Below are 18,850 nucleotides of genomic sequence, written 5' to 3'. Positions count from 1 at the left end.
ATCACTGCTATTTCTCACAAGAATACCAGGTGCAAATAAAGCGGCTATAATGATGCAGGTTTATCTGCGAGTTGATTCGCATTTTTTACGTCGTTTAACCATATAGCGCCTGAATTACCTTCACGCAAAAACCATTCTCCCCGTGAATATCGGACATAATAACTATAAATTAGAAAAATTTAATCGCCGAGCGTAAACTGGCCACCATTACACCACCCAACCCGCAACAAAATAGGGACTATATATGTCAACTCTAGACGCAGACATCCAGGCAGTTGCCTCACTGAAAGAACAAGCTGGCAGCAGCTGGGACGCCATCAACCCCGAATCTGCAGCGCGCATGCGTGCACAGAACAAATTCAAAACTGGCTTAGACATCGCCAAATACACTGCCGACATCATGCGTGCAGACATGGCGGCGTTTGACAAAGACAAGACCAAGTACACCCAGTCTCTGGGTTGCTGGCACGGCTTTATCGGTCAACAGAAGATGATTTCTATCAAGAAACACTTCAACGGCAAAACTGACCGTCGTTACTTGTACCTTTCTGGTTGGATGGTTGCAGCACTGCGCTCTTCGTTCGGTCCTCTGCCTGACCAGTCAATGCACGAAAAAACAGTTGTTGCTGACCTAGTACGTGAGCTTTACACCTTCTTACGCCAAGCTGATGCACGTGAATTGGGCGGTTTGTTCCGCGCACTAGACGCTGCTCGCGAAGCTGGTGACAAGGCTGAAGAAGCTAAAATCCAAGATCAAATCGACAACCACGTTACTCACGTAGTACCAATTGTTGCTGATATCGACGCTGGTTTCGGTAATGCAGAAGCGACTTACCTAATGGCTAAGCAAATGATCGAAGCTGGCGCTTGCTGCTTGCAGATCGAAAACCAAGTTGCTGACGAAAAGCAGTGTGGTCACCAAGACGGTAAAGTTACTGTACCGCACGCTGACTTCCACACTAAATTGCGCGCACTGCGTTACGCTTTCTTAGAGCTGGGTGTCGACAACGGCGTTATCGTTGCACGTACTGACTCTGAAGGTGCTGGCCTGACTAAAGAAATCGCTGTTGTTAAACAACCTGGCGACCAAGGCGACGTATACAACTCGTTCCTAGACGTTGAAGAAATCGACGTAGCTGACATGGCTGAAGGCGATGTCTGCTTCAACCGTAACGGCAAGCTGGTTCGTCCTAAGCGTTTACCTTCTGGTTTGTACCAGTTCCGCGAAGGCACTGGCCACGAGCGTTGCGTATTTGACTGTATCGAAGCGATCAACGCTGGCGCTGACCTGCTTTGGATTGAAACTGCCGTTCCGACTGTTCACGAAATCAAAGGCATGATGGACGAAGTTCGTAAAGTACACCCAGATGCGAAGTTGGTTTACAACAACTCTCCTTCTTTCAACTGGACTCTTAACTTCCGTCAGCAAACGTTCGACACTTGGACCGCTGAAGGCAAAGACGTATCTGCTTACGATCGTGCGAACCTAATGTCAGCTGAATACGACGAAACTGAATTGGCTGCTGTTGCTGATGCACGTATCAAGACTTTCCAAGCAGATACTGCTCGCGAAGCGAACGTATTCCACCACTTGATCACTCTACCGACTTACCACACTGCAGCATTGTCTACTGACAACCTTGCAAAAGAGTACTTCGGTGAGCAAGGTATGCTGGGTTATGTTGCTGGCGTACAGCGCAAAGAAATCCGTCAAGGTATTGCCTGTGTTAAGCACCAAAACATGTCTGGTTCAGACATGGGTGACGACCACAAAGAATACTATGCCGGCGAACTTGCACTGAAAGCGGGTGGCGCGAAAAACACGTCTAACCAGTTCAACTAAGTTGGATTAGCGTTTGGCACACCTCATCGCCAGACACTCTGGCGATGAAAAAAAGGCGGCCCCTTGCAAAAGGTGTCGCCTTTTTTATTAATAGAATAGGATAACGACCTAAACCTGATTAAGTGATTTCAATTATGACTGATACACCTACGTTTCTTAAAGACGCAAAAGATGTGCTGAGTGACCAAGGATTTGCGGCGAGCAACATCTGGTATCACGGCACCTCATCTGCACTGGTCGACTCAATCAAACAGCAAGGCTTGAAGCGCTCAGGTGACAAAGCGCTGAAAGATGCCGCCAAAAAAACCATGGCAACCATCGGCAATAGCTATACAGAATCGATTGAGCCCGTGTTTTTAACACCAAGCAAAGAAGTCGCATTTTACTGGGCACAGCAAACGGTGCGAAACCGCAGCGTACGCATTGAGGGCGACGAGCAGCCCGCAGTATTTGGTATCACACTCCCAAACGAACTAAATAAGAAGGTGAAACCGGACGTAGGTGCCGCAAGCTTGCTACTTTTGAAAGAAGGCGAAGAATTTATGGCGTTCCTGGCCGGAATTTACCAGGAAAATGGTTACGACATGCCTGGGATTGACCTAATGAAGGCAAACCGCCTAGAGTATTTAAATATATTAGGTATGGCCTATTTTGACGCGGACATTGACGCCGCCTGCATCGAAGTCATTACCGGCTGAGGATCACAGCTAACTTGAGACTGGTGCATTAAAGAATACGGTGACCAGAATATTAGCCTTTATTACAAAGATACTGGACGCCAGCCGTCAGATACAAAACAATGACAAATCTATTAAGCCTATTTTCCAAGGCAAACCAGAACACAGGAGCAAATCATGCCTACTGTATCCACCCCCGATCTCTGCGATGAACATGGCGACAAGGTTCGCGTTATTGAAGGGCAATTTCGACACTATGGCGGCAAGCAAAACTTCAGCGGGCAAATTGCTACCATCAAGTGTTTTGAAGACAATTCCAAAGTCGCCGAACGGGTAAAGGAAGCGGGTAATGGACGAGTGCTGGTCGTCGACGGCGGTGCATCGCCAAGGCGCTCGCTATTGGGCGACAACCTTGCCAGAGCCGCTGCCGAAAAAGGCTGGGCAGGCATCGTTATTTACGGTTATCTTCGAGATGTTGAAGAAATCGCTGATATGCCCATTGGAATTATGGCGCTGGGTAATGTACCTCGCAAAACTGAAAAACTCGGCGACGGCCGCTGTGACATTCAGCTCGAATTTGGCGGCACGACTATTGATGCCGGAGAATACCTCTATGCCGATCTAAGCGGGATTATCGTATCGTCCGAGGCATTATAGGCAGCGTAAATGCGCTACTCTACATCTAAGCTAGGCACGACAAAATAAAACAAAAAGCGGGATACGCACATGAAACTAGGATTACTACTCGGCTATTCAGGCGCAAAACTATCACTGCCCATGGATACCGTTAAGCAAGCGGAAGCACTCGGATTTGACTCAGTATGGACGGCCGAGGCCTATGGCTCAGATGCGGTCACCACCGCCGCATGGATCTTAGCACAGACAAGCAAAATTAAAGTCGGCACGGCGATTATGCAGATGCCTGCACGTACTCCAGCTATGTGTGCAATGACCGCAATGAGTTTAGACCAGCTTTCTAATGGGCGTTTTATTGTCGGACTTGGCGCATCTGGCCCACAGGTGGTGGAAGGATGGCACGGCGTGCCCTACGGTAAACCCGTCACCCGCACCCGCGAATACATACAAATCATGAAAAAGATTTTTGAGCGCGAAGGCCCCGTAGAGTTCGACGGCGGCATGTACCAAATGCCTTACAAAGGCCCCGGTGCGACTGGCCTTGGTAAGCCCCTGAAATCTATTTTACATGGTGACCCGAACATCCCCATCTATACCGCGTCGATTACACCCGCAGGCGTTGCCGCTTCTGCGGAAGTGGCCGATGGCGTTTTCCCTGTGTGGATGAGCCCAGAAAAATACTCAGTGCTAGAACCTAGTATCACTAAAGGACTAGAAAAAAGTGGTCGCAGCAAAGCCGACTTCGACGTTGCTCCGTTTGTCGGCGTGATCATGGACGACAATATCGACGGCTGCCGGCACTTTATTAAAGACTTCCTTGCACTCTATATTGGCGGCATGGGCGCTAAAGGTAAAAACTTCTACACTGACTACGCCACGCGCATGGGCTACGGTGATGCAGCAGAACAAATACAAGATTTGTATTTAGCAGGCAAGAAAGACGACGCTCGCGCCGCCGTTCCAAATGCATTGGTAGACGAAATTGCACTGGTTGGACCAGAAGCGCGGATTCGCGAACGCGCCGCCGACTGGAAGGCAGCGTCAAAACGGGGTGAAATAAATTCAATGCTACTGAACTGCGCGCAACCCGAAGTAATGGAAGTGATGGCCGACTGCTTCTTGTAAATTGCCGGCGCTAGTGTCGGCTCTATTGCGTGAATTATTCCCTCACTACAGACGTGATCAGCGGCGCATGCTAGCCTGATCACGTCTGCTAGCAATCAATTCGACAGCACCCGTAACAACAGGACTAAACACAAACGTGACCACCAATACTCGTCGGCTAGCCATGGCCATTTTAAATGGCTTTGATGCGTTTTTCGCAGAATACAAAAATATCACATTGGGTGCACAAGCACGCTTTGAAGCGGCAGACTGGCATGGCGCCCAAAAAGCTATTCGCGACCGACTAGTCCTCTGGAAACAAAAGCGCTCCATAGTTGCCGAAGCCGCCTACACCATCACTGGTGGCAGTGTAGAAGATCGGGATAATTGGGAAATTGCCAAACAAGAATACGCTGAGCTTATCCAGCATCACGACAATTATGAAATCGCCCAGTCATTTTTCAATTCAATTTACTGCCATGTTTTCGATCACGAAAAAATCCGCGACATACATACCTTCGCACTAACCTCCAACCAAGAGCGCCCACCCACAGCGAGCGATTCAATACTTAAGCGCTATCGTTTTAACGGTGACAACGCCTCTGATATTGTTCGCTCAATGCTAGACGACTGTGAATTTAATATTCCGTGGGAAGATCAGCAACGCGACATCGGTTTTATTATGAACGTGGTCAACCAAGTGTTCATTCCTAAAATTCGCGACAGCGGTAAAGAGATCGTAGTCGAAACATTGGAATCGCTATTTTTCCGTAACAAAGCGGCCTATCTCGTTGGTCGCATTGTAAGCGGCGATTTTAATATGCCCTTTGTGCTACCTATTTTGCATAGCGAAAATAAATCCATTTTCGTCGATACCGTACTGTACGACCCCGATGATATTTCTATTCTGTTTAGCTTTAGCCGAAGCTATTTCATGGTAGATACCTCAATACCATCAGAGTACATCGCCTTCCTACACCGGCTTATGCCCAACAAGGAAATCTTCGAGCTTTATAGCGCCATCGGCATGCCCAAACACGGGAAAACCGAGTTCTATCGTTTTGCCGTTGAAGACACTACCAGCAGTGAAGAACCTTATATTATCGCCCCCGGTATAAAGGGCATGGTTATGCTGGTGTTTACCCGCCCCGACTTTGGCTATGTATACAAGGTGATAAAAGACCGCTTCACGCCGCCAAAGGATATGAGCCAAGAACATGTGCGCCAGTGCTATAGCCTAGTAAAGCGCTGGGATCGCGGCGGCCGCATGGCTGACACCCAAGAATTTAATAATTTAGCCTTTGATCGCCGTCGCTTTTCTGATGAATTGATTGCTGAACTTGAGAAAGAAGCACCCTCGAAAATAAGAGTGAGCGGCAACGCACTGCTGCTCAAACACGTATACATAGAACGCAAAATGATACCGTTAAATTTATATCTTAAAAATTGTGATGAGCAACAATTAGAAAGTGTAATGGGTGAGTATGGCAACGCAATTAAACAGCTTGCAGCGGGTAATATTTTCCCTGGGGACATGTTGCTTAAAAACTTTGGGGTAACACGTCACGGCCGCGTTGTTTTTTACGACTACGACGAAATATGCCCGCTCACAGACTGTAATTTTAGAAGTTTGCCGGAACCAAAAAATGACGAGCAAGCCATGGCCACCCAGCCTTGGTATGAAGTCAATCCGGAAGATGTATTTCCAGAAGAATTTAGATTATTTTTTTCTGGCAATCAGCACGCCAAGAAAGTTTTCGACAGGCTACACAGTGAACTTTACGACCCTGAGTATTGGCGCGGATTACAGGAAACAATTCGCAACGGCTATGTCGCAGACGTATTCCCTTACCGTAAGAAGCAACGCTTTCAGCAGCGCCCCTCTATCTAAGACGTCTTTTAGGTTGATCCCGCTGACACCACGAAAAGTATCAGCGGGATCAATCCATCAGAATATCTCTCATGTTTAACTACAATGGCGACATGATTTGCCCACGACTCATGCCTTGCATATCCTCCAGAAAATCTCTGTGGGCACTCACTGCGCGAGATAGCTGCTCAGCGGGAATACGATCGGGTGTATCCTCCTCGGTGTGATAGTGTGGCGTCGCCATGGTGAGATTAACGCTTGGCACACCGATCTCGCCCATCGCACCCTCTAAATCACTGTTAGCGTTAACAGTGGGTATAGTCGGTAATACCCCGGCCAAAAGGCCATACTTAACAAGATAAGGTAGGAAGGTGCGCGCCAGTGCTGGGTGGGCCGTTGTGAATAACATACGCTCTTCATCACCGGGTCGCTCAACAACCAAGCCGAGCATGTCAATCAGCCCGGTACCGGAAATATGCTCCTCTCCTTTCGCGGCGAGGTGATCTAAATTTACAAATAAATCGAGGCTGGTAACTTCGTCAGGATGAGCGTCCACCCTATGATGAACACCTCCATAGGGAAACCCAACGTCATGCCCCGTTACGCCGACAAAAATCATATCGTGGGGCCGATCCTGTACTGGCAACGACGCGAAGTGTTCTGCTAGTCCAATAAGACCTGCCACGCCAGTCGCGTTATCTAGCGCGCCGGTAAACCACGCATCGTAGTGAGCGCAAACCATAATCGGGCCAGCTTCAGCTCCAGAACCCGGCAAACGGCCGACAACATCGTGGGTAGTGCCATCTACATGTTCAGCATCTAGTCGCCAAGTGATCGAAGCACCATCACGGGCAGCATCGCGCAGCCGAGCAAGGTCCTGCGCACCTAATTGAAAGGCGGGGATTTCATTATCGTCTAAATTATTCTGACCAGAGCTGGTTGGCCGAATAAGGTTATCTGGCGCGTCTGAGGTAACAAACATAGCAACAGCGCCGAGTTCCGCCGCGCGACGATAGGTATCCTTGTAAGTTGCAAACACATTCAGCAGAGCCTTACCTGTCACTACGACGGCCTTGCCCTGTATGTTTCTAGCAAGTAATTCAGGCTCGGTGCCCAATCCAACATCGACCAATTCGGCGGTGCCGCTTCCCCCCTTGGTAGACCACATCGGAAAACTTTTAATTTCCTCGTCATAGGTATCGTGTATCAAGGCCACACGCCAATCATCGAGCTGCCACTTTCTCATGTCGTAGGGCTCAATTTTGGTATTCAGTCCTGCCTCACTTAGCCTCGCCGCCAACCATTCAGCAGCGCGCCGCTCTTCGGGATATCCAGCCCAGCGCGGTTGAAACTCACAGAGCTGACGCACCCAGCTGTGCAGACGCTCAGGATTCATCGGGTCCGACGACAGCACAGACTGTTCGCCACCCACAGAGTTACTACCTGGAGTAGACGTTGAACTTTGACTAGAGGATTTACATCCTCCAAAGGCGACCGGTAAGGCCACAGCGCCCGCCACGAGCGCTGATCGCTGTAAAAAAGCCCGTCGTTTCAACAAAGACATGTCTGACGTGGTATCAGATCGAGCTGACAATTCACCGACCAATCTGGATAAATATTTCATTTTTCAACGCGCTCCGCCACCCAATTTGCGACCGTCTGCGCCGCCAACGAATAACCGAACAACGTGCTCTGCGCATGTGAAGAAGACAGTGTGGTAGCCACCGCCAAAAGAATGGCTGCAGTATTATTTCTATACATCATGTACTTACCCCTAAGACGGTCTATTTCCGACTTTTATTGGTCTAAGTGCCCATGATTCCATAGACGCTGAGCGCTGACTTGTATGAAATGACTGTTATTGGTTTATGTCTTATAAAATATGGCGGGGACGACAGTAAAAATACCTTAATTCACAATATTCACGGGACGTAGTGACGTTCGACAAGTTCCGAATCTACCGCTAGGGTAGGGCTAATACCAAAGACCTCTACGAAGGTTCTGCTTACATGGGCAAGATCAAAAAAGCCTGCGTCCATTGCGACATCAGTAAAACTTCGGCCTTGCGTGTACTGACCGACTGCCTGCCACACAGCTGACCATCTTGCGTATTCGCCAATAGAATGACCAATGCTTTGCTTAAAGAGACTTCGCAACCTCGACGGTGACAAATGAACTTGTTTCGCAATCCAGTCAACATTAAATTCGTTCAACGGTAAAGTGGCCAAGATCTCGCAGCACCTCACAATACGCGGATCGATTGGCGCAACCTCGGTACTCGATCCAACTAAAATCCCCAAGGTTTCATACGCCAAGGCCTTTACGTCTGAGTCAGCTAATTTTCCATCAAAAGCCTGCTGTAGCTTGGGCAACACGGAGCTAAAATCATCCAGGTCCAGTTCGAGCACCGACTCAGCCCCGAGACGACGACGCAGACCGCCATACTCTGGCCGCTCTATGGGAAGATAGAAAAGCGCCATATTACTATCGCGAGCCTCTACACTTGCACGACAACTCTTAGGTGCAACAATTGACGCCCGCGCGGTCAACCGTCGGCCTTCGACCTCTATAAGATAAGGCTCACGAAGCGCAATGCGTAAGGTTGCGGCAATCGATGTTGTCGGCCGATGCAGCACTAAGGATTTAGCCAACAAAAGCAAACCACCGTGCCAATAGTAAAGTTTTACTCCCTCTACTAATGGCTCCCGAGCGTCACTTTTTCTCTTTTCACCAACCACCTTTGCTCACACATTTAATTTTAATTATAGTACATACACTATAGACCCAAATCGTCTTCAAGTATAAGTTTGGCAAGTAAATTCGACGACCAAAGTCATTGGTAATTTAGTGTTATATTGATTTTTGAAAACACAGCAGGAATATACCAAGCTATAGAAAAACAGAAAACAACGTCAAAAAAAATCCCCGCCAATGACGAGGATCTTTAGTCAACACAATGCGCCTTTATGCAATATCAAAGGCACAAATATTATTAAGAGACTTAAAACTCTAAACGCGCATTTAACCCTACTGAATCGGTATCATAATCGCCAACAAAACTACGACTGATATTACCTGCTACCGAAAACTGCGGCACGATATAGACACGTAAACCTGCACCCAATACAGCGCCCGAATCAGAGTCACCGTCCACATCTTGGTACGCCAAACCTGCACTCAAGTTGCCTTCAATATTATTGGTGAGCCACGTACGTGACATGACGCTACCTGTTAACGTATCAATATCGATATTATCCAAAACAGGATTGGTACTTTCCGATTCAGCAAAGCTATAGTCTAAAGCCACAACTAAATCAGTCCGGTCAGACAGTCTTTGCGGTGCGCCGACACCAATACTAACGGTGTCAAACTCTAAGTTCCTGTTGTAATCCAGATTACCAATTGAACCGCGAACAAAAATATTTTTGTCTAGGGCTAATGAGCCGCCGCCGTAAATCTGATCCGCATCATCATTATCAACTTCAACATCGGCAAAACCACCTTCGACATAGGTATAGCTAAAATCTTTTGCTAATAAAGGTCCTGCGGCAATTGCACTAGTGAAACCTGCAGCAAGTAATATCGTTCTTTTGTATAACATGATTTTCGCTCTCCATAATGTAGACGGAGATTTAGACTGCACTTAGGTAAACAGTTCATCTTAATTTATGAGTTTGTGAATTATTACTATTGGCAAAAATAAATGAACTTTTTAATAATTTTTTACTTTAAGCCTCAAGTAAAAATGTGACCGGCCCGTCATTTAGCAAGCTAATTTGCATATCCGCACCAAAACGACCGCAAGCCACGTTGCCGTGCATTCTGCGCATTTCCTTTAGCGCAAACTCATACAGCGCTTCTGCGCGGACAGGTTCCGCCGCAGTTGAAAAGCCCGGCCGGAGCCCTTTGTTCGTATCAGCAGCTAGGGTGAACTGGGACACAAGTAAAACGCCGCCATTTATATCTGCAACAGATTTATTCATTCGGCCTTCATCATCAGCGAAAATTCGATACGCCATCATTCGCGCGCAAAGTTTAGTAACAGCCTCTTCACTGTCCTCTTTTTCTAAACCAAGAAAAACCAGTAAACCCTGCTCTATAGAACCAACACACGCCCCGTCAACCTCTACCTTCGCGGAACGCACTCGCTGTAACAATGCTTTCATTTATTTTCTTCTTTCTTTAAATATTAAAATGTCTTAAAAATCTTACACTTCACAAAATGCGTCTAATAACTCAGCTCACCGTTGCTTAATAAGTCGGCGATATCATTACTCGCCTTCACAAGTGCATCTGAGATACTAGGCTCGAACGCAGAATGACCAGCGTCACGGATAATATGAAGCTCAGAGCTAGGCCACAGTTGGTGCAGTTCAACCGCATTTTCCAGCGGGCAAATCATATCGTATCTGCCATGAACGATAATGCCGGGAATATTTTCTATTACCGCCATATTATTCAGCAATTGGTTTTCTTCCAAAAACGCGTGGTTAACAAAATAATGAGTCTCTATGTGCGACATAGAGACTGCCGTATGCGCATCCATTAAGTGATCTTCTATATCGTGATGTGGACGCAGTGTTGAACAGCGGGCTTCCCACAAAGACCAAGCCTTGGCGGCAGACATTCTAGCCACTTCGTTTTCGCCATGCAGCACACGGTGGTAAGCCTGAATTCTGTTTTCGCCATCGCGCGGCGTAACACAATCACTAAATTCCTGCCAATAATCTGGGAAGACCTTTTTAGCACCATCTTCGCCGTAGAACCAATCCAGCTCTTTTGGACGGCACAAAAAGATACCGCGCAGAATCATCGCTCGCACCCGACTTGCGTGCGCCTGCGTATAGGCGAGACTCAACGTTGATCCCCAGGAACCACCAAACAGCACCCAATCGTCGATCTTGAGATGCTGGCGAATATGCTCCATATCGTCGATTAATGCAGAGGTAGAATTATTCTCCAAACAAGCATGGGGCTCAGAGCGACCACAGCCGCGCTGATCAAATAGAATAATGCGGTAGCGTTCGGGGTCGAAAAAACACCGCGCTCGCGGACTACAACCCGCACCGGGGCCACCATGAACAAACAATACAGGAATGCCATCTGGGTTTCCGGACTCTTCGACATACAATATATGCGGTGACTGAACCGGCAGGTGATGGGTAAGGTAGGGCTTTATATCTGGGAATAGGGTAAGCATATCGATAACCAATCTGAAATTGCGCCTATTCAGTGTAGCGCAGTCGCAAGCTTATCGGTATGTGGTCGAGCAGGAAGAATGATAAGCGGCTGTGGAACACAGCCGCTCGAAGTTGAAAGCTTACTTAGCGCGTTTACGCTCGTTTTCTTTCAACAGTTTTTTACGCAGACGAATACTCTTAGGCGTTACTTCTACCAATTCATCGTCTTCAATGAACTCCAGGGCCTGCTCAAGGGTATGCTTAATATGCGGTGATAAGGTTAAAGCATCATCAGTACCTGAGGCGCGAACGTTGGTTAGCTGCTTCGCTCTGGTTGGGTTAACAACCAAATCATTGCTGCGATTGTGAATTCCGATGATCTGGCCTTCGTAAACTTCTGCAGCATGGCCCAAGAAGAGGCGACCGCGATCCTGCAAGTTAAACAGACCGTAGCTCAGGGTTTTGCCGCCTACCATCGACACCAACACGCCGTTTTGACGGCCTGCCAGTTCGCCACCTTTCACTTCACCGTAGTGATCGAAAACGGTGGTCATGATGCCGCTACCAGACGTCATGGTCAGGAACTGACCACGGAAACCAATCAAGCCGCGCGCCGGTGCAATGAACTCAAGCTTAACGCGACCTTTGCCGTCAGGCTCCATATTGGTCATCTCGGCTTTACGCAAGCCAAGTTCTTCCATAACGGAACCTTGGTGCTGCTCTTCTACATCGATAACAACATGTTCAAACGGTTCTTGAACTACGCCATCAACCACTTTTTGTACCACTTCAGGACGAGACACGCCCATTTCGAAACCTTCACGACGCATGGTTTCAATCAGTACTGAAAGATGTAATTCACCCCGGCCAGATACTTTAAATTTATCGGGGGTTTCGCCTGGTTCAACGCGCAGTGCCACGTTGTGAATCAATTCTTGATCTAGGCGGTCGCGGATATTTCGCGAGGTGACAAATTTACCTTCTTTACCGGCAAACGGGGAATCGTTTACTTGGAAGGTCATGCTGACCGTAGGCTCATCTACGCTCAAGGGTGGCAGCGGCTCTGGATGACTCGGTGCGCATAGCGTGTCTGAGATATTCAGGCCTTCAATACCTGTCACACAGACAATTTCACCCGCCTTACCTTCCGGTACCTCTACTCGTTCAAGGCCGTAATAACCCATGACAGACAGCAGCTTACATTTGCGAGTTTTGCCGTCTGCACCGACCACAACTAGCTGGTCATTGGCCTTCATGGTGCCGCGAGTAATACGGCCAACACCGATTACGCCGACATAGCTATTATAATCGAGTGCCGAAATTTGCATTTGCAGCGGGCCATCGGCGTCGACTTCTGGAGTCGGCACTTTATCAACAATCATCTGGAACAGCGGCGTCATATCTTCGGCCATATCGTCAGCGTCTAAGCCGGCAATGCCGTTCAAGGCCGAGGCAAATATGATCGGGAAATCCAACTGCTCGTCAGTTGCTCCTAGGCGATCGAACAAATCGAACACTTGGTCCACAACCCAATCTGGACGTGCGCCCGGACGGTCGACTTTATTAACCACAACAATAGGGTTCAAACCCTGTTCAAAGGCTTTTTGAGTAACAAAACGAGTTTGCGGCATCGGACCATCAACGGCGTCAACCAGCAGCAACACGCTATCGACCATCGACAGAACGCGTTCTACTTCACCACCGAAGTCAGCGTGACCTGGGGTATCAACGATATTGATACGGTAGCCGTTCCACTCAATTGCCGTGTTTTTAGCAAGAATGGTTATACCGCGTTCTTTCTCCTGGTCGTTGGAGTCCATGATCCGCTCGGAATCTTGGTTGCGGCGGTCAAGGGTTCCCGACTGACTCAACAGTTTATCCACCAGTGTGGTTTTACCGTGGTCAACGTGGGCGATAATGGCGATATTACGCAGCGTATCAATCATGAAATGGCATTCGTCGTTGGATAAAATGGCCGCGCATTATACACCAGCACCGCACCGCAAAGCAGTAACTGATCAATTTATCTTCACCTTGAGCAACTATTACCATAATAATTCAAAAAAGCGCGCCGCTTGGGCGGAAGCACGATAGCCGTTACAATCAAACCCGAATTGACAAAAATTCCGCTACGGATACCGATCACGATGACCGCCAATGTCACCTGGAAGAGCCGCTGGACCTTTATTCTTGCCGCTACCGGCTCCGCCGTCGGACTCGGCAATATCTGGAAATTTCCCTACATTACCGGCGAATACGGCGGCGGTGCATTTGTACTGATCTACCTAGCCTGCATTTTGCTGATCGGTATACCGGTGATGATTGCAGAAATCATGGTTGGCAGAGCCGGTCGCAGCGATCCGGTGGACAGCATGAGCAGTCTAGGACAAGCGGCGGGCAAAACGGCCAACTGGGGCGCAGTGGGTGCCATTGGCATTCTAGCCGGCCTAATGATTATGATGTTCTACAGCGTGGTCGCTGGCTGGGCGCTAGATTATGTCGCCCAAAGCCTAAGTGGCAGTTATCACCAAGCACCGGTGGAGCAGATAGAAAAGAGCTTTTCAGAACTGCTCAGCAGCCCGTATGAACAACTGTTTTGGCACAGCATCTTTTGTCTCATCACCGCCTCGATTGTCGCCGGTGGCGTTACCAATGGCATCGGCAAATCTGTCGATATTTTAATGCCAGTGCTGTTTGGATTCCTTCTATTACTACTTGGGTATAGCTGGTTCAACGGCGATTTTAGCGCCGGCCTGCACTTTATGTTCGACACCGATTTCAGCAAACTTACCAGCGAGGCGGTGCTCGTTGCCATGGGCCACGCCTTCTTTACGCTAAGCTTGGGCATGGGCGCGATCATGGCCTATGGCGCCTATTTCCCCGGAAAAGCGTCGATTGGCAAAACCGTATTAACGATTGCCGCCCTCGACACCGTAATCGCTCTTGTCGCTGGCATGGCAATGTTCCCACTGGTCTTTGCGAATGACCTCACTCCGGGCCAAGGTCCCGGCCTGATGTTTGTCACACTACCCATTGCCTTTTCTAATATGGGCGGCGGGCAGTTCTTCGGTACTATTTTCTTTGCCTTGGTTAGCATTGCCGCACTCAGCTCTTCGATTTCACTAATCGAGCCCGGCGTCGCTTGGTTAGAAAAACGTGATGTTAAACGAGTGTTTTCGACATTTGGGCTCACCGGCATTGCATGGCTAGGCGGGGTCGCCTGTATATTCTACGGAGAAGTGTTTAACGCCTTAGACTATATAACGGCTAATATTATGCTACCCCTAGGCGGACTGATGATTGCGCTATTTGTAGGCCGCGCGCTTTCGAAAAATACTGTCGAGGAAGAAGTAGGCATGGGAACGGGCATGCTATTTAAATGTTGGTGGTTTGTACTGCGCTACCTTGCGCCTATCGGTATTATTCTTATCTTTTTAAACAGCCTTAAACTTATCTAAACAGGATTCTCTCTGTGCGCAATATCACTCTAAACGTGTTTGTTATTTCTGGCCTACTTGGCTTTGGCGGGCTCTACTACTACAGCGGGGAAGTTGAAGACCATTATAAAGACAATGCCAATCGCTATTTGAAGGCGTCACTGGCGAAAATTTCGAGCTGGGATGTACAGGATCTAAAGTCGGAGCTAGGCAGAGAAACACTCGACGAAGTGAGCGATGAGCAACTCCAGCAATTAACAGATAACTATCGCCATCTTGGCGCATTCACCAGCATGGACGAGCCCTTGTTTTCCCGCCTTAGTGGCGCGCTATCTATCCTTAACCACCCGCCGAAACTCAGCTACAGCAGCAACGTTCGCTTTGAACACGGTAGTGCGATTATGACTGCGACACTAACGCTAGAGAATCAGCACTTCAAATACTACAATTTGAACCTAGGCAAACCCGCTAGCGAATAAATCGCTAGCTCAAGGCGCAGGCATGCAATTGGCTGCGCTCATTATGGCCTATCGGTATCGGACGATGTTCGGCGTCAATACAGACCAATGTTATCTCGCCCTCAGCGACTAACTCGCTGCCGTCTTCAGAATAAAGTCTGTGCAGCAGACGAAAACTACTATTGCCAATATGGACGGCCCACGCCTTGGCGCGCAATAGTTTGTCGTGGTGCCACTCCTTTCTGTAATTGAGCCCAATTGCCGCAACAATCAAGCCTGAAAGATTGTTGGCATCGCCGCTATTGCCAAAACCCGAATCGATCAGCCACTGAACGCGCGCCTGCTCTAAATAGCGAAAGTATTGAACATGGTTTATGTGGCCCATGCTGTCTTGGTCTGCCCAGCGCGGAGACACCAAGACATCAAACAAAGGAGATACGTTTATTTCATTCATGACGGACGATACACCTTCACATTATTAAAGCCCTGCTCAACTAAATGCGAAGCATGCAGCCGACTCATTACACCCTTTTCGCAATACAGCAAATACGTGCGAGCAGAATCCAGCTCCGCAAACCGGCGATGCAATTCATAAAAAGGTATCGCCTGCACTTCGCCACTTACAAGCTTTAAAGGCAAACGATCAATTTCATCAGGGTGACGAACATCTAGCACTACCGAGCCAGGCAACGGAATCGGTAGCATTTCAACTTCCGCTACCGTTCTATCCTCGTCGGCTAGCTGATCGATATTAATAAACTCCGCGGCAGCAATCGCCCGCTCAAGTACGGCAAAGTCAAACTTCGCCTCTTGGGCCGCTACGCGCTCAGGCTTCGCCTTGGTCGTAGGTTTAACCGAAATCACCCCACAGTATTCAGGCATATTAGCGGCGAACTCTTCGGTACCTATCTGCGCGGCTATTTTAATAATGTCGAGCTTATCCATGGTAATCAAAGGCCTAAGCACGAGTGTGTCCGTTACCTGATCAATCACCGATAAATTTTGCAGTGTTTGACTAGAAACCTGAGACACAGCTTCGCCAGTAACCAACGCTGGCACCTCCAGCTGAGCTGCCACCTCAGCCCCTGCGCGCAGCATCATGCGCTTAAGAACAACCCCCATTTGAGAGTTCTCGACGTTTTTCAAAATCTCAGCAACAACATCCTCAAACGGTACACTGACAAATTTAACCCGATGTGACGCTCCATATTTAAGCCACAAGTACAGCGCGACTTCCTTTACCCCAACCTCGTGCTCACGCCCACCGAGATTGAAAAAACAGAAGTGAGTGCGAATACCCCGCTTCATAGTCATGTAACTCGACACTGTGGAGTCAAAGCCACCGGAAATAAGCGACATCACGGCATCAACCGTTCCCATAGGGTAGCCGCCTAAACCTTCTATACGACGTTTAACGATATAGACCACCGCATTACGCACTTCGATTCGCACGGTGACATCCGGGTTGCGCAAATCAACACCGGCGGACTCAACATGTTGATTAAGCCCGCCACCCACGTAGCGCTCTACCTCGCCGGAACTAAAATCATGGCTACCAACCCGCTTGCAACGCACGGCAAAAGTACGCCCCTTAAGACTGTCGCCAAGAACCTCTCGGGTTTTTTCATAAATGTCGTGCACATCCACCAAAGGATATTCCAGGACCTCGATAACATGAGCAATGCCTGGTGTTTGACATAGAACAACTGTAAAGCGTTTTAACACACTGGGGTCGGTACTACGGGTCTCTAAAGTGATACGATCCCAATCACGAACAATGACTAAATCCGGATCGAGCGGTAATAACAATTTACGCAGGTTATCCCGAAGCTGCTGGGTAAATTTCTTACGCACAGGCTTACTCTTAACAATGATTTCAGGAAACAGCTTGACGATAAATTTCATTAACGGGTCACTTTTGTAAATGGGCGGCCATTATAGCGGCCCCTAGCATCGGACGCAGCCCAAAGCGCACCCGCACCAAAAAAGAACATAAATATTGATATTGCACCAAAAAAGACCGCGCTTTTTATCTCGACGCACAATCTTCAGCCACAAGAAAAGGAAGAAAGCCACCAAACCTAAAAATCAGGCACAATTAAACGGCATATATATTGCTTTTACGGTTCACAGATTGCTCCGCTATGCGGCACAATACGTTGCGAATATAATTATCATCAACTCGGCCTAGCCGAACTTTTAACAGACTCTCTATTCTGGAGGACGTACATAATGTCAGAGAACACTCTGAAGTTAATCGCCGATAACGACGTGAAATGGGCCGACATGCGGTTCACCGACACAAAAGGCAAAGAGCAGCACGTCACCATTCCGGCAACCGAAGTTGACGCCGGTTTTTTTGAAGACGGTAAAATGTTTGACGGTTCGTCAATCGCTGGCTGGAAAGGCATTAACGAATCAGACATGATTCTCATGCCAGATGACTCAGCATCTGTTTTAGACCCTTTCACCGAAGAATCCACCATTATCATCCGCTGCAACATTGTAGAACCCTCTACAATGCTGGGCTACAACCGCGACCCACGCTCTATCGCTCAGCGCGCTGAAGACTATATGCGCTCAAGCGGCATAGCCGACAACGCCCTATTCGGTCCAGAGCCAGAATTCTTCATTTTCGACGACGTGAAGTGGAAGGTGTCAATGGAAGGCGCTAGCTACGCGATTGCGTCTGACGAAGCGGCGTGGAAATCTGGCGACAACTTCGAAGAAGGCAATACCGGTCACCGCCCAGGCGTTAAAGGTGGTTATTTCCCCGTACCGCCAGTCGACAGCCTACACGACCTGCGTGGCGCTATGTGTAACGCCATGACCGACATGGGTCTGACTATAGAAGTACATCACCACGAAGTGGGCACAGCTGGCCAGTGTGAAATCGGCGTTGGCCCAAACACTTGTGTTAAGAAAGCTGACGAAGTTCAAATTCTAAAGTATTGCGTACACAATGTTGCTCATGCCTACGGCAAAACAGCAACGTTTATGCCTAAGCCAATCGTTGGCGACAACGGCAGCGGCATGCACGTTCACCAGTCTTTGAGCAAAGACGGCGTTAACCTGTTTGCTGGGGATGTATACGGCGGCCTGTCTGAAACAGCGCTGTTCTATATCGGCGGTATCATCAAGCACGCTCGCGCTATCAATGCTTTCACCAACGCCTCTACCAACTCGTATAAACGTTTGGTTCCTGGCTTTGAAGCACCTGTTATGCTGGCTTACTCAGCGCGCAACCGCTCTGCGTCAATCCGCATTCCATTTGTTCCAAACCCGAAAGCACGTCGCGTAGAAGTTCGCTTCCCAGATCCATCTGCCAACCCTTACCTCGCGTTTGCGGTAATGCTGATGGCCGGCTTAGACGGTATCAAAAACAAGATTCACCCTGGCGATGCTGCTGATAAAGACCTTTACGATCTTCCAGCAGAAGAAGCAGCGGCAATCCCAACCGTTGCCTCTAGCCTAGATCAAGCACTGCAAGCATTAGACGCAGACCGCTCGTTCTTAACCGCTGGCGGTGTTTTCGACGACGATACCATCGACGCTTACATCGCACTGAAAGCCCAAGAAGTTGAGCGCCTAGCCATGACAACTCACCCCGTTGAGTTCGACATGTACTACAGCGTGTAATACTTG

17 protein-coding genes are annotated in these 18,850 nt (G+C 48.6%); 8 read left to right on the top strand and 9 right to left on the bottom strand.

Annotated features, from left to right (window positions below):
• The first annotated feature begins 244 nt into the window (after nt 1–244).
• The 5 genes from O9X78_RS04960 (at nt 245) to aceK (ending at nt 6,151) form a co-directional block, all read left to right on the top strand.
• Entirely contained in the window at nt 245–1,843 is a 1,599-nt protein-coding gene (locus O9X78_RS04960) for an isocitrate lyase (protein ID WP_269618512.1), read from the top strand.
• A gap of 134 nt (nt 1,844–1,977) precedes the next feature.
• Entirely contained in the window at nt 1,978–2,541 is a 564-nt protein-coding gene (locus tag O9X78_RS04955; RefSeq protein ID WP_269618511.1) for a hypothetical protein, read from the top strand.
• A gap of 156 nt (nt 2,542–2,697) precedes the next feature.
• Nucleotides 2,698–3,177 (top strand): ribonuclease E activity regulator RraA, encoded by a 480-nt coding sequence (gene rraA, locus O9X78_RS04950; RefSeq protein ID WP_269618510.1) that lies wholly within the window; start codon nt 2,698–2,700, stop codon nt 3,175–3,177.
• 69 nt (nt 3,178–3,246) lie between these two features.
• Nucleotides 3,247–4,281, top strand: coding sequence for an LLM class F420-dependent oxidoreductase (locus O9X78_RS04945; protein WP_269618509.1), 1,035 nt, complete (start codon nt 3,247–3,249; stop codon nt 4,279–4,281).
• Nucleotides 4,282–4,417: 136 nt separating this feature from the next.
• Nucleotides 4,418–6,151: a bifunctional isocitrate dehydrogenase kinase/phosphatase gene (aceK, locus tag O9X78_RS04940; RefSeq protein WP_269618508.1), complete on the top strand. Its 1,734-nt coding sequence runs from the start codon at nt 4,418–4,420 to the stop codon at nt 6,149–6,151.
• 79 nt (nt 6,152–6,230) lie between these two features.
• On the opposite strand, the gene O9X78_RS04935 is transcribed toward aceK, so the two are convergent.
• The 7 genes from O9X78_RS04935 to typA form a co-directional block, all read right to left on the bottom strand.
• The gene (locus O9X78_RS04935) at nt 6,231–7,754 is read right to left on the bottom strand and encodes a M28 family peptidase (protein ID WP_269618507.1); all 1,524 of its coding nucleotides are present in this window, start codon (nt 7,752–7,754) and stop codon (nt 6,231–6,233) included.
• Nucleotides 7,751–7,894 (bottom strand): hypothetical protein, encoded by a 144-nt coding sequence (locus O9X78_RS04930; protein ID WP_269618506.1) that lies wholly within the window; start codon nt 7,892–7,894, stop codon nt 7,751–7,753. The genes O9X78_RS04935 and O9X78_RS04930 overlap by 4 nt, the downstream gene beginning before the upstream one ends.
• 158 nt (nt 7,895–8,052) lie before the next feature.
• Nucleotides 8,053–8,868 (bottom strand): helix-turn-helix domain-containing protein, encoded by an 816-nt coding sequence (locus O9X78_RS04925; RefSeq protein WP_269618505.1) that lies wholly within the window; start codon nt 8,866–8,868, stop codon nt 8,053–8,055.
• A 263-nt stretch (nt 8,869–9,131) separates the two neighbouring features.
• On the bottom strand, nt 9,132–9,731 hold the full coding sequence (locus O9X78_RS04920) for an outer membrane beta-barrel protein (protein WP_269618504.1): 600 nt from the start codon (nt 9,729–9,731) through the stop codon (nt 9,132–9,134).
• Nucleotides 9,732–9,858: 127 nt separating this feature from the next.
• Nucleotides 9,859–10,296, bottom strand: a complete 438-nt coding sequence (gene dtd, locus O9X78_RS04915) for a D-aminoacyl-tRNA deacylase (protein WP_269618503.1) — start codon at nt 10,294–10,296, stop codon at nt 9,859–9,861.
• A gap of 62 nt (nt 10,297–10,358) precedes the next feature.
• The gene (gene pip, locus O9X78_RS04910) at nt 10,359–11,330 is read right to left on the bottom strand and encodes a prolyl aminopeptidase (RefSeq protein ID WP_269618502.1); all 972 of its coding nucleotides are present in this window, start codon (nt 11,328–11,330) and stop codon (nt 10,359–10,361) included.
• Nucleotides 11,331–11,450: 120 nt separating this feature from the next.
• Nucleotides 11,451–13,256 carry a translational GTPase TypA gene (gene typA, locus O9X78_RS04905; RefSeq protein ID WP_269618501.1) on the bottom strand — a complete coding sequence of 602 codons (1,806 nt, stop codon included), beginning with the start codon at nt 13,254–13,256 and terminating at the stop codon, nt 11,451–11,453.
• Nucleotides 13,257–13,457: 201 nt separating this feature from the next.
• Between typA and O9X78_RS04900 the strand changes: the two genes are divergently transcribed.
• Nucleotides 13,458–14,768, top strand: a complete 1,311-nt coding sequence (locus tag O9X78_RS04900) for a sodium-dependent transporter (protein WP_269618500.1) — start codon at nt 13,458–13,460, stop codon at nt 14,766–14,768.
• 14 nt (nt 14,769–14,782) lie between these two features.
• Nucleotides 14,783–15,226, top strand: a complete 444-nt coding sequence (locus O9X78_RS04895; RefSeq protein ID WP_269618499.1) for a hypothetical protein — start codon at nt 14,783–14,785, stop codon at nt 15,224–15,226.
• Nucleotides 15,227–15,230: 4 nt separating this feature from the next.
• Here O9X78_RS04895 and O9X78_RS04890 read toward each other — a convergent pair whose 3' ends face one another.
• Together O9X78_RS04890 and thiI are read right to left on the bottom strand one after the other, a co-directional pair.
• On the bottom strand, nt 15,231–15,659 hold the full coding sequence (locus O9X78_RS04890) for an acyl-CoA thioesterase (protein ID WP_269618498.1): 429 nt from the start codon (nt 15,657–15,659) through the stop codon (nt 15,231–15,233).
• Nucleotides 15,656–17,110 (bottom strand): tRNA uracil 4-sulfurtransferase ThiI, encoded by a 1,455-nt coding sequence (gene thiI / locus O9X78_RS04885; protein WP_269618497.1) that lies wholly within the window; start codon nt 17,108–17,110, stop codon nt 15,656–15,658. The genes O9X78_RS04890 and thiI overlap by 4 nt, the downstream gene beginning before the upstream one ends.
• Before the next feature lie 327 nt (nt 17,111–17,437).
• Here thiI and glnA point away from each other — a divergent pair, with 327 nt between their 5' ends.
• Complete coding sequence (gene glnA / locus O9X78_RS04880; protein WP_269618496.1) at nt 17,438–18,844, top strand: glutamate--ammonia ligase; 1,407 nt, start codon at nt 17,438–17,440, stop codon at nt 18,842–18,844.
• Nucleotides 18,845–18,850: the final 6 nt, after the last annotated feature.

Origin of the sequence: Zhongshania aquatica, assembly GCF_027257955.1 — a bacterium.
In the GTDB taxonomy this organism is placed as follows: Bacteria; Pseudomonadota; Gammaproteobacteria; order Pseudomonadales; family Spongiibacteraceae; genus Spongiibacter; species Spongiibacter aquatica.
This window is presented reverse-complemented; position numbering and strand designations above follow the sequence as displayed.

Coding starts and splice junctions, on each gene's coding strand:
- O9X78_RS04960 (WP_269618512.1), top strand. CDS start 245: ATGTCAACTCTAGACGCAGACATCCAGGCAGTTGCCTCACTGAAAGAA.
- O9X78_RS04930 (WP_269618506.1), bottom strand. CDS start 7,894: ATGATGTATAGAAATAATACTGCAGCCATTCTTTTGGCGGTGGCTACC.
- typA (WP_269618501.1), bottom strand. CDS start 13,256: ATGATTGATACGCTGCGTAATATCGCCATTATCGCCCACGTTGACCAC.
- pip (WP_269618502.1), bottom strand. CDS start 11,330: ATGCTTACCCTATTCCCAGATATAAAGCCCTACCTTACCCATCACCTG.
- O9X78_RS04900 (WP_269618500.1), top strand. CDS start 13,458: ATGACCGCCAATGTCACCTGGAAGAGCCGCTGGACCTTTATTCTTGCC.
- dtd (WP_269618503.1), bottom strand. CDS start 10,296: ATGAAAGCATTGTTACAGCGAGTGCGTTCCGCGAAGGTAGAGGTTGAC.
- O9X78_RS04955 (WP_269618511.1), top strand. CDS start 1,978: ATGACTGATACACCTACGTTTCTTAAAGACGCAAAAGATGTGCTGAGT.
- O9X78_RS04935 (WP_269618507.1), bottom strand. CDS start 7,754: ATGAAATATTTATCCAGATTGGTCGGTGAATTGTCAGCTCGATCTGAT.
- O9X78_RS04890 (WP_269618498.1), bottom strand. CDS start 15,659: ATGAATGAAATAAACGTATCTCCTTTGTTTGATGTCTTGGTGTCTCCG.
- rraA (WP_269618510.1), top strand. CDS start 2,698: ATGCCTACTGTATCCACCCCCGATCTCTGCGATGAACATGGCGACAAG.
- glnA (WP_269618496.1), top strand. CDS start 17,438: ATGTCAGAGAACACTCTGAAGTTAATCGCCGATAACGACGTGAAATGG.
- O9X78_RS04920 (WP_269618504.1), bottom strand. CDS start 9,731: ATGTTATACAAAAGAACGATATTACTTGCTGCAGGTTTCACTAGTGCA.
- O9X78_RS04945 (WP_269618509.1), top strand. CDS start 3,247: ATGAAACTAGGATTACTACTCGGCTATTCAGGCGCAAAACTATCACTG.
- thiI (WP_269618497.1), bottom strand. CDS start 17,110: ATGAAATTTATCGTCAAGCTGTTTCCTGAAATCATTGTTAAGAGTAAG.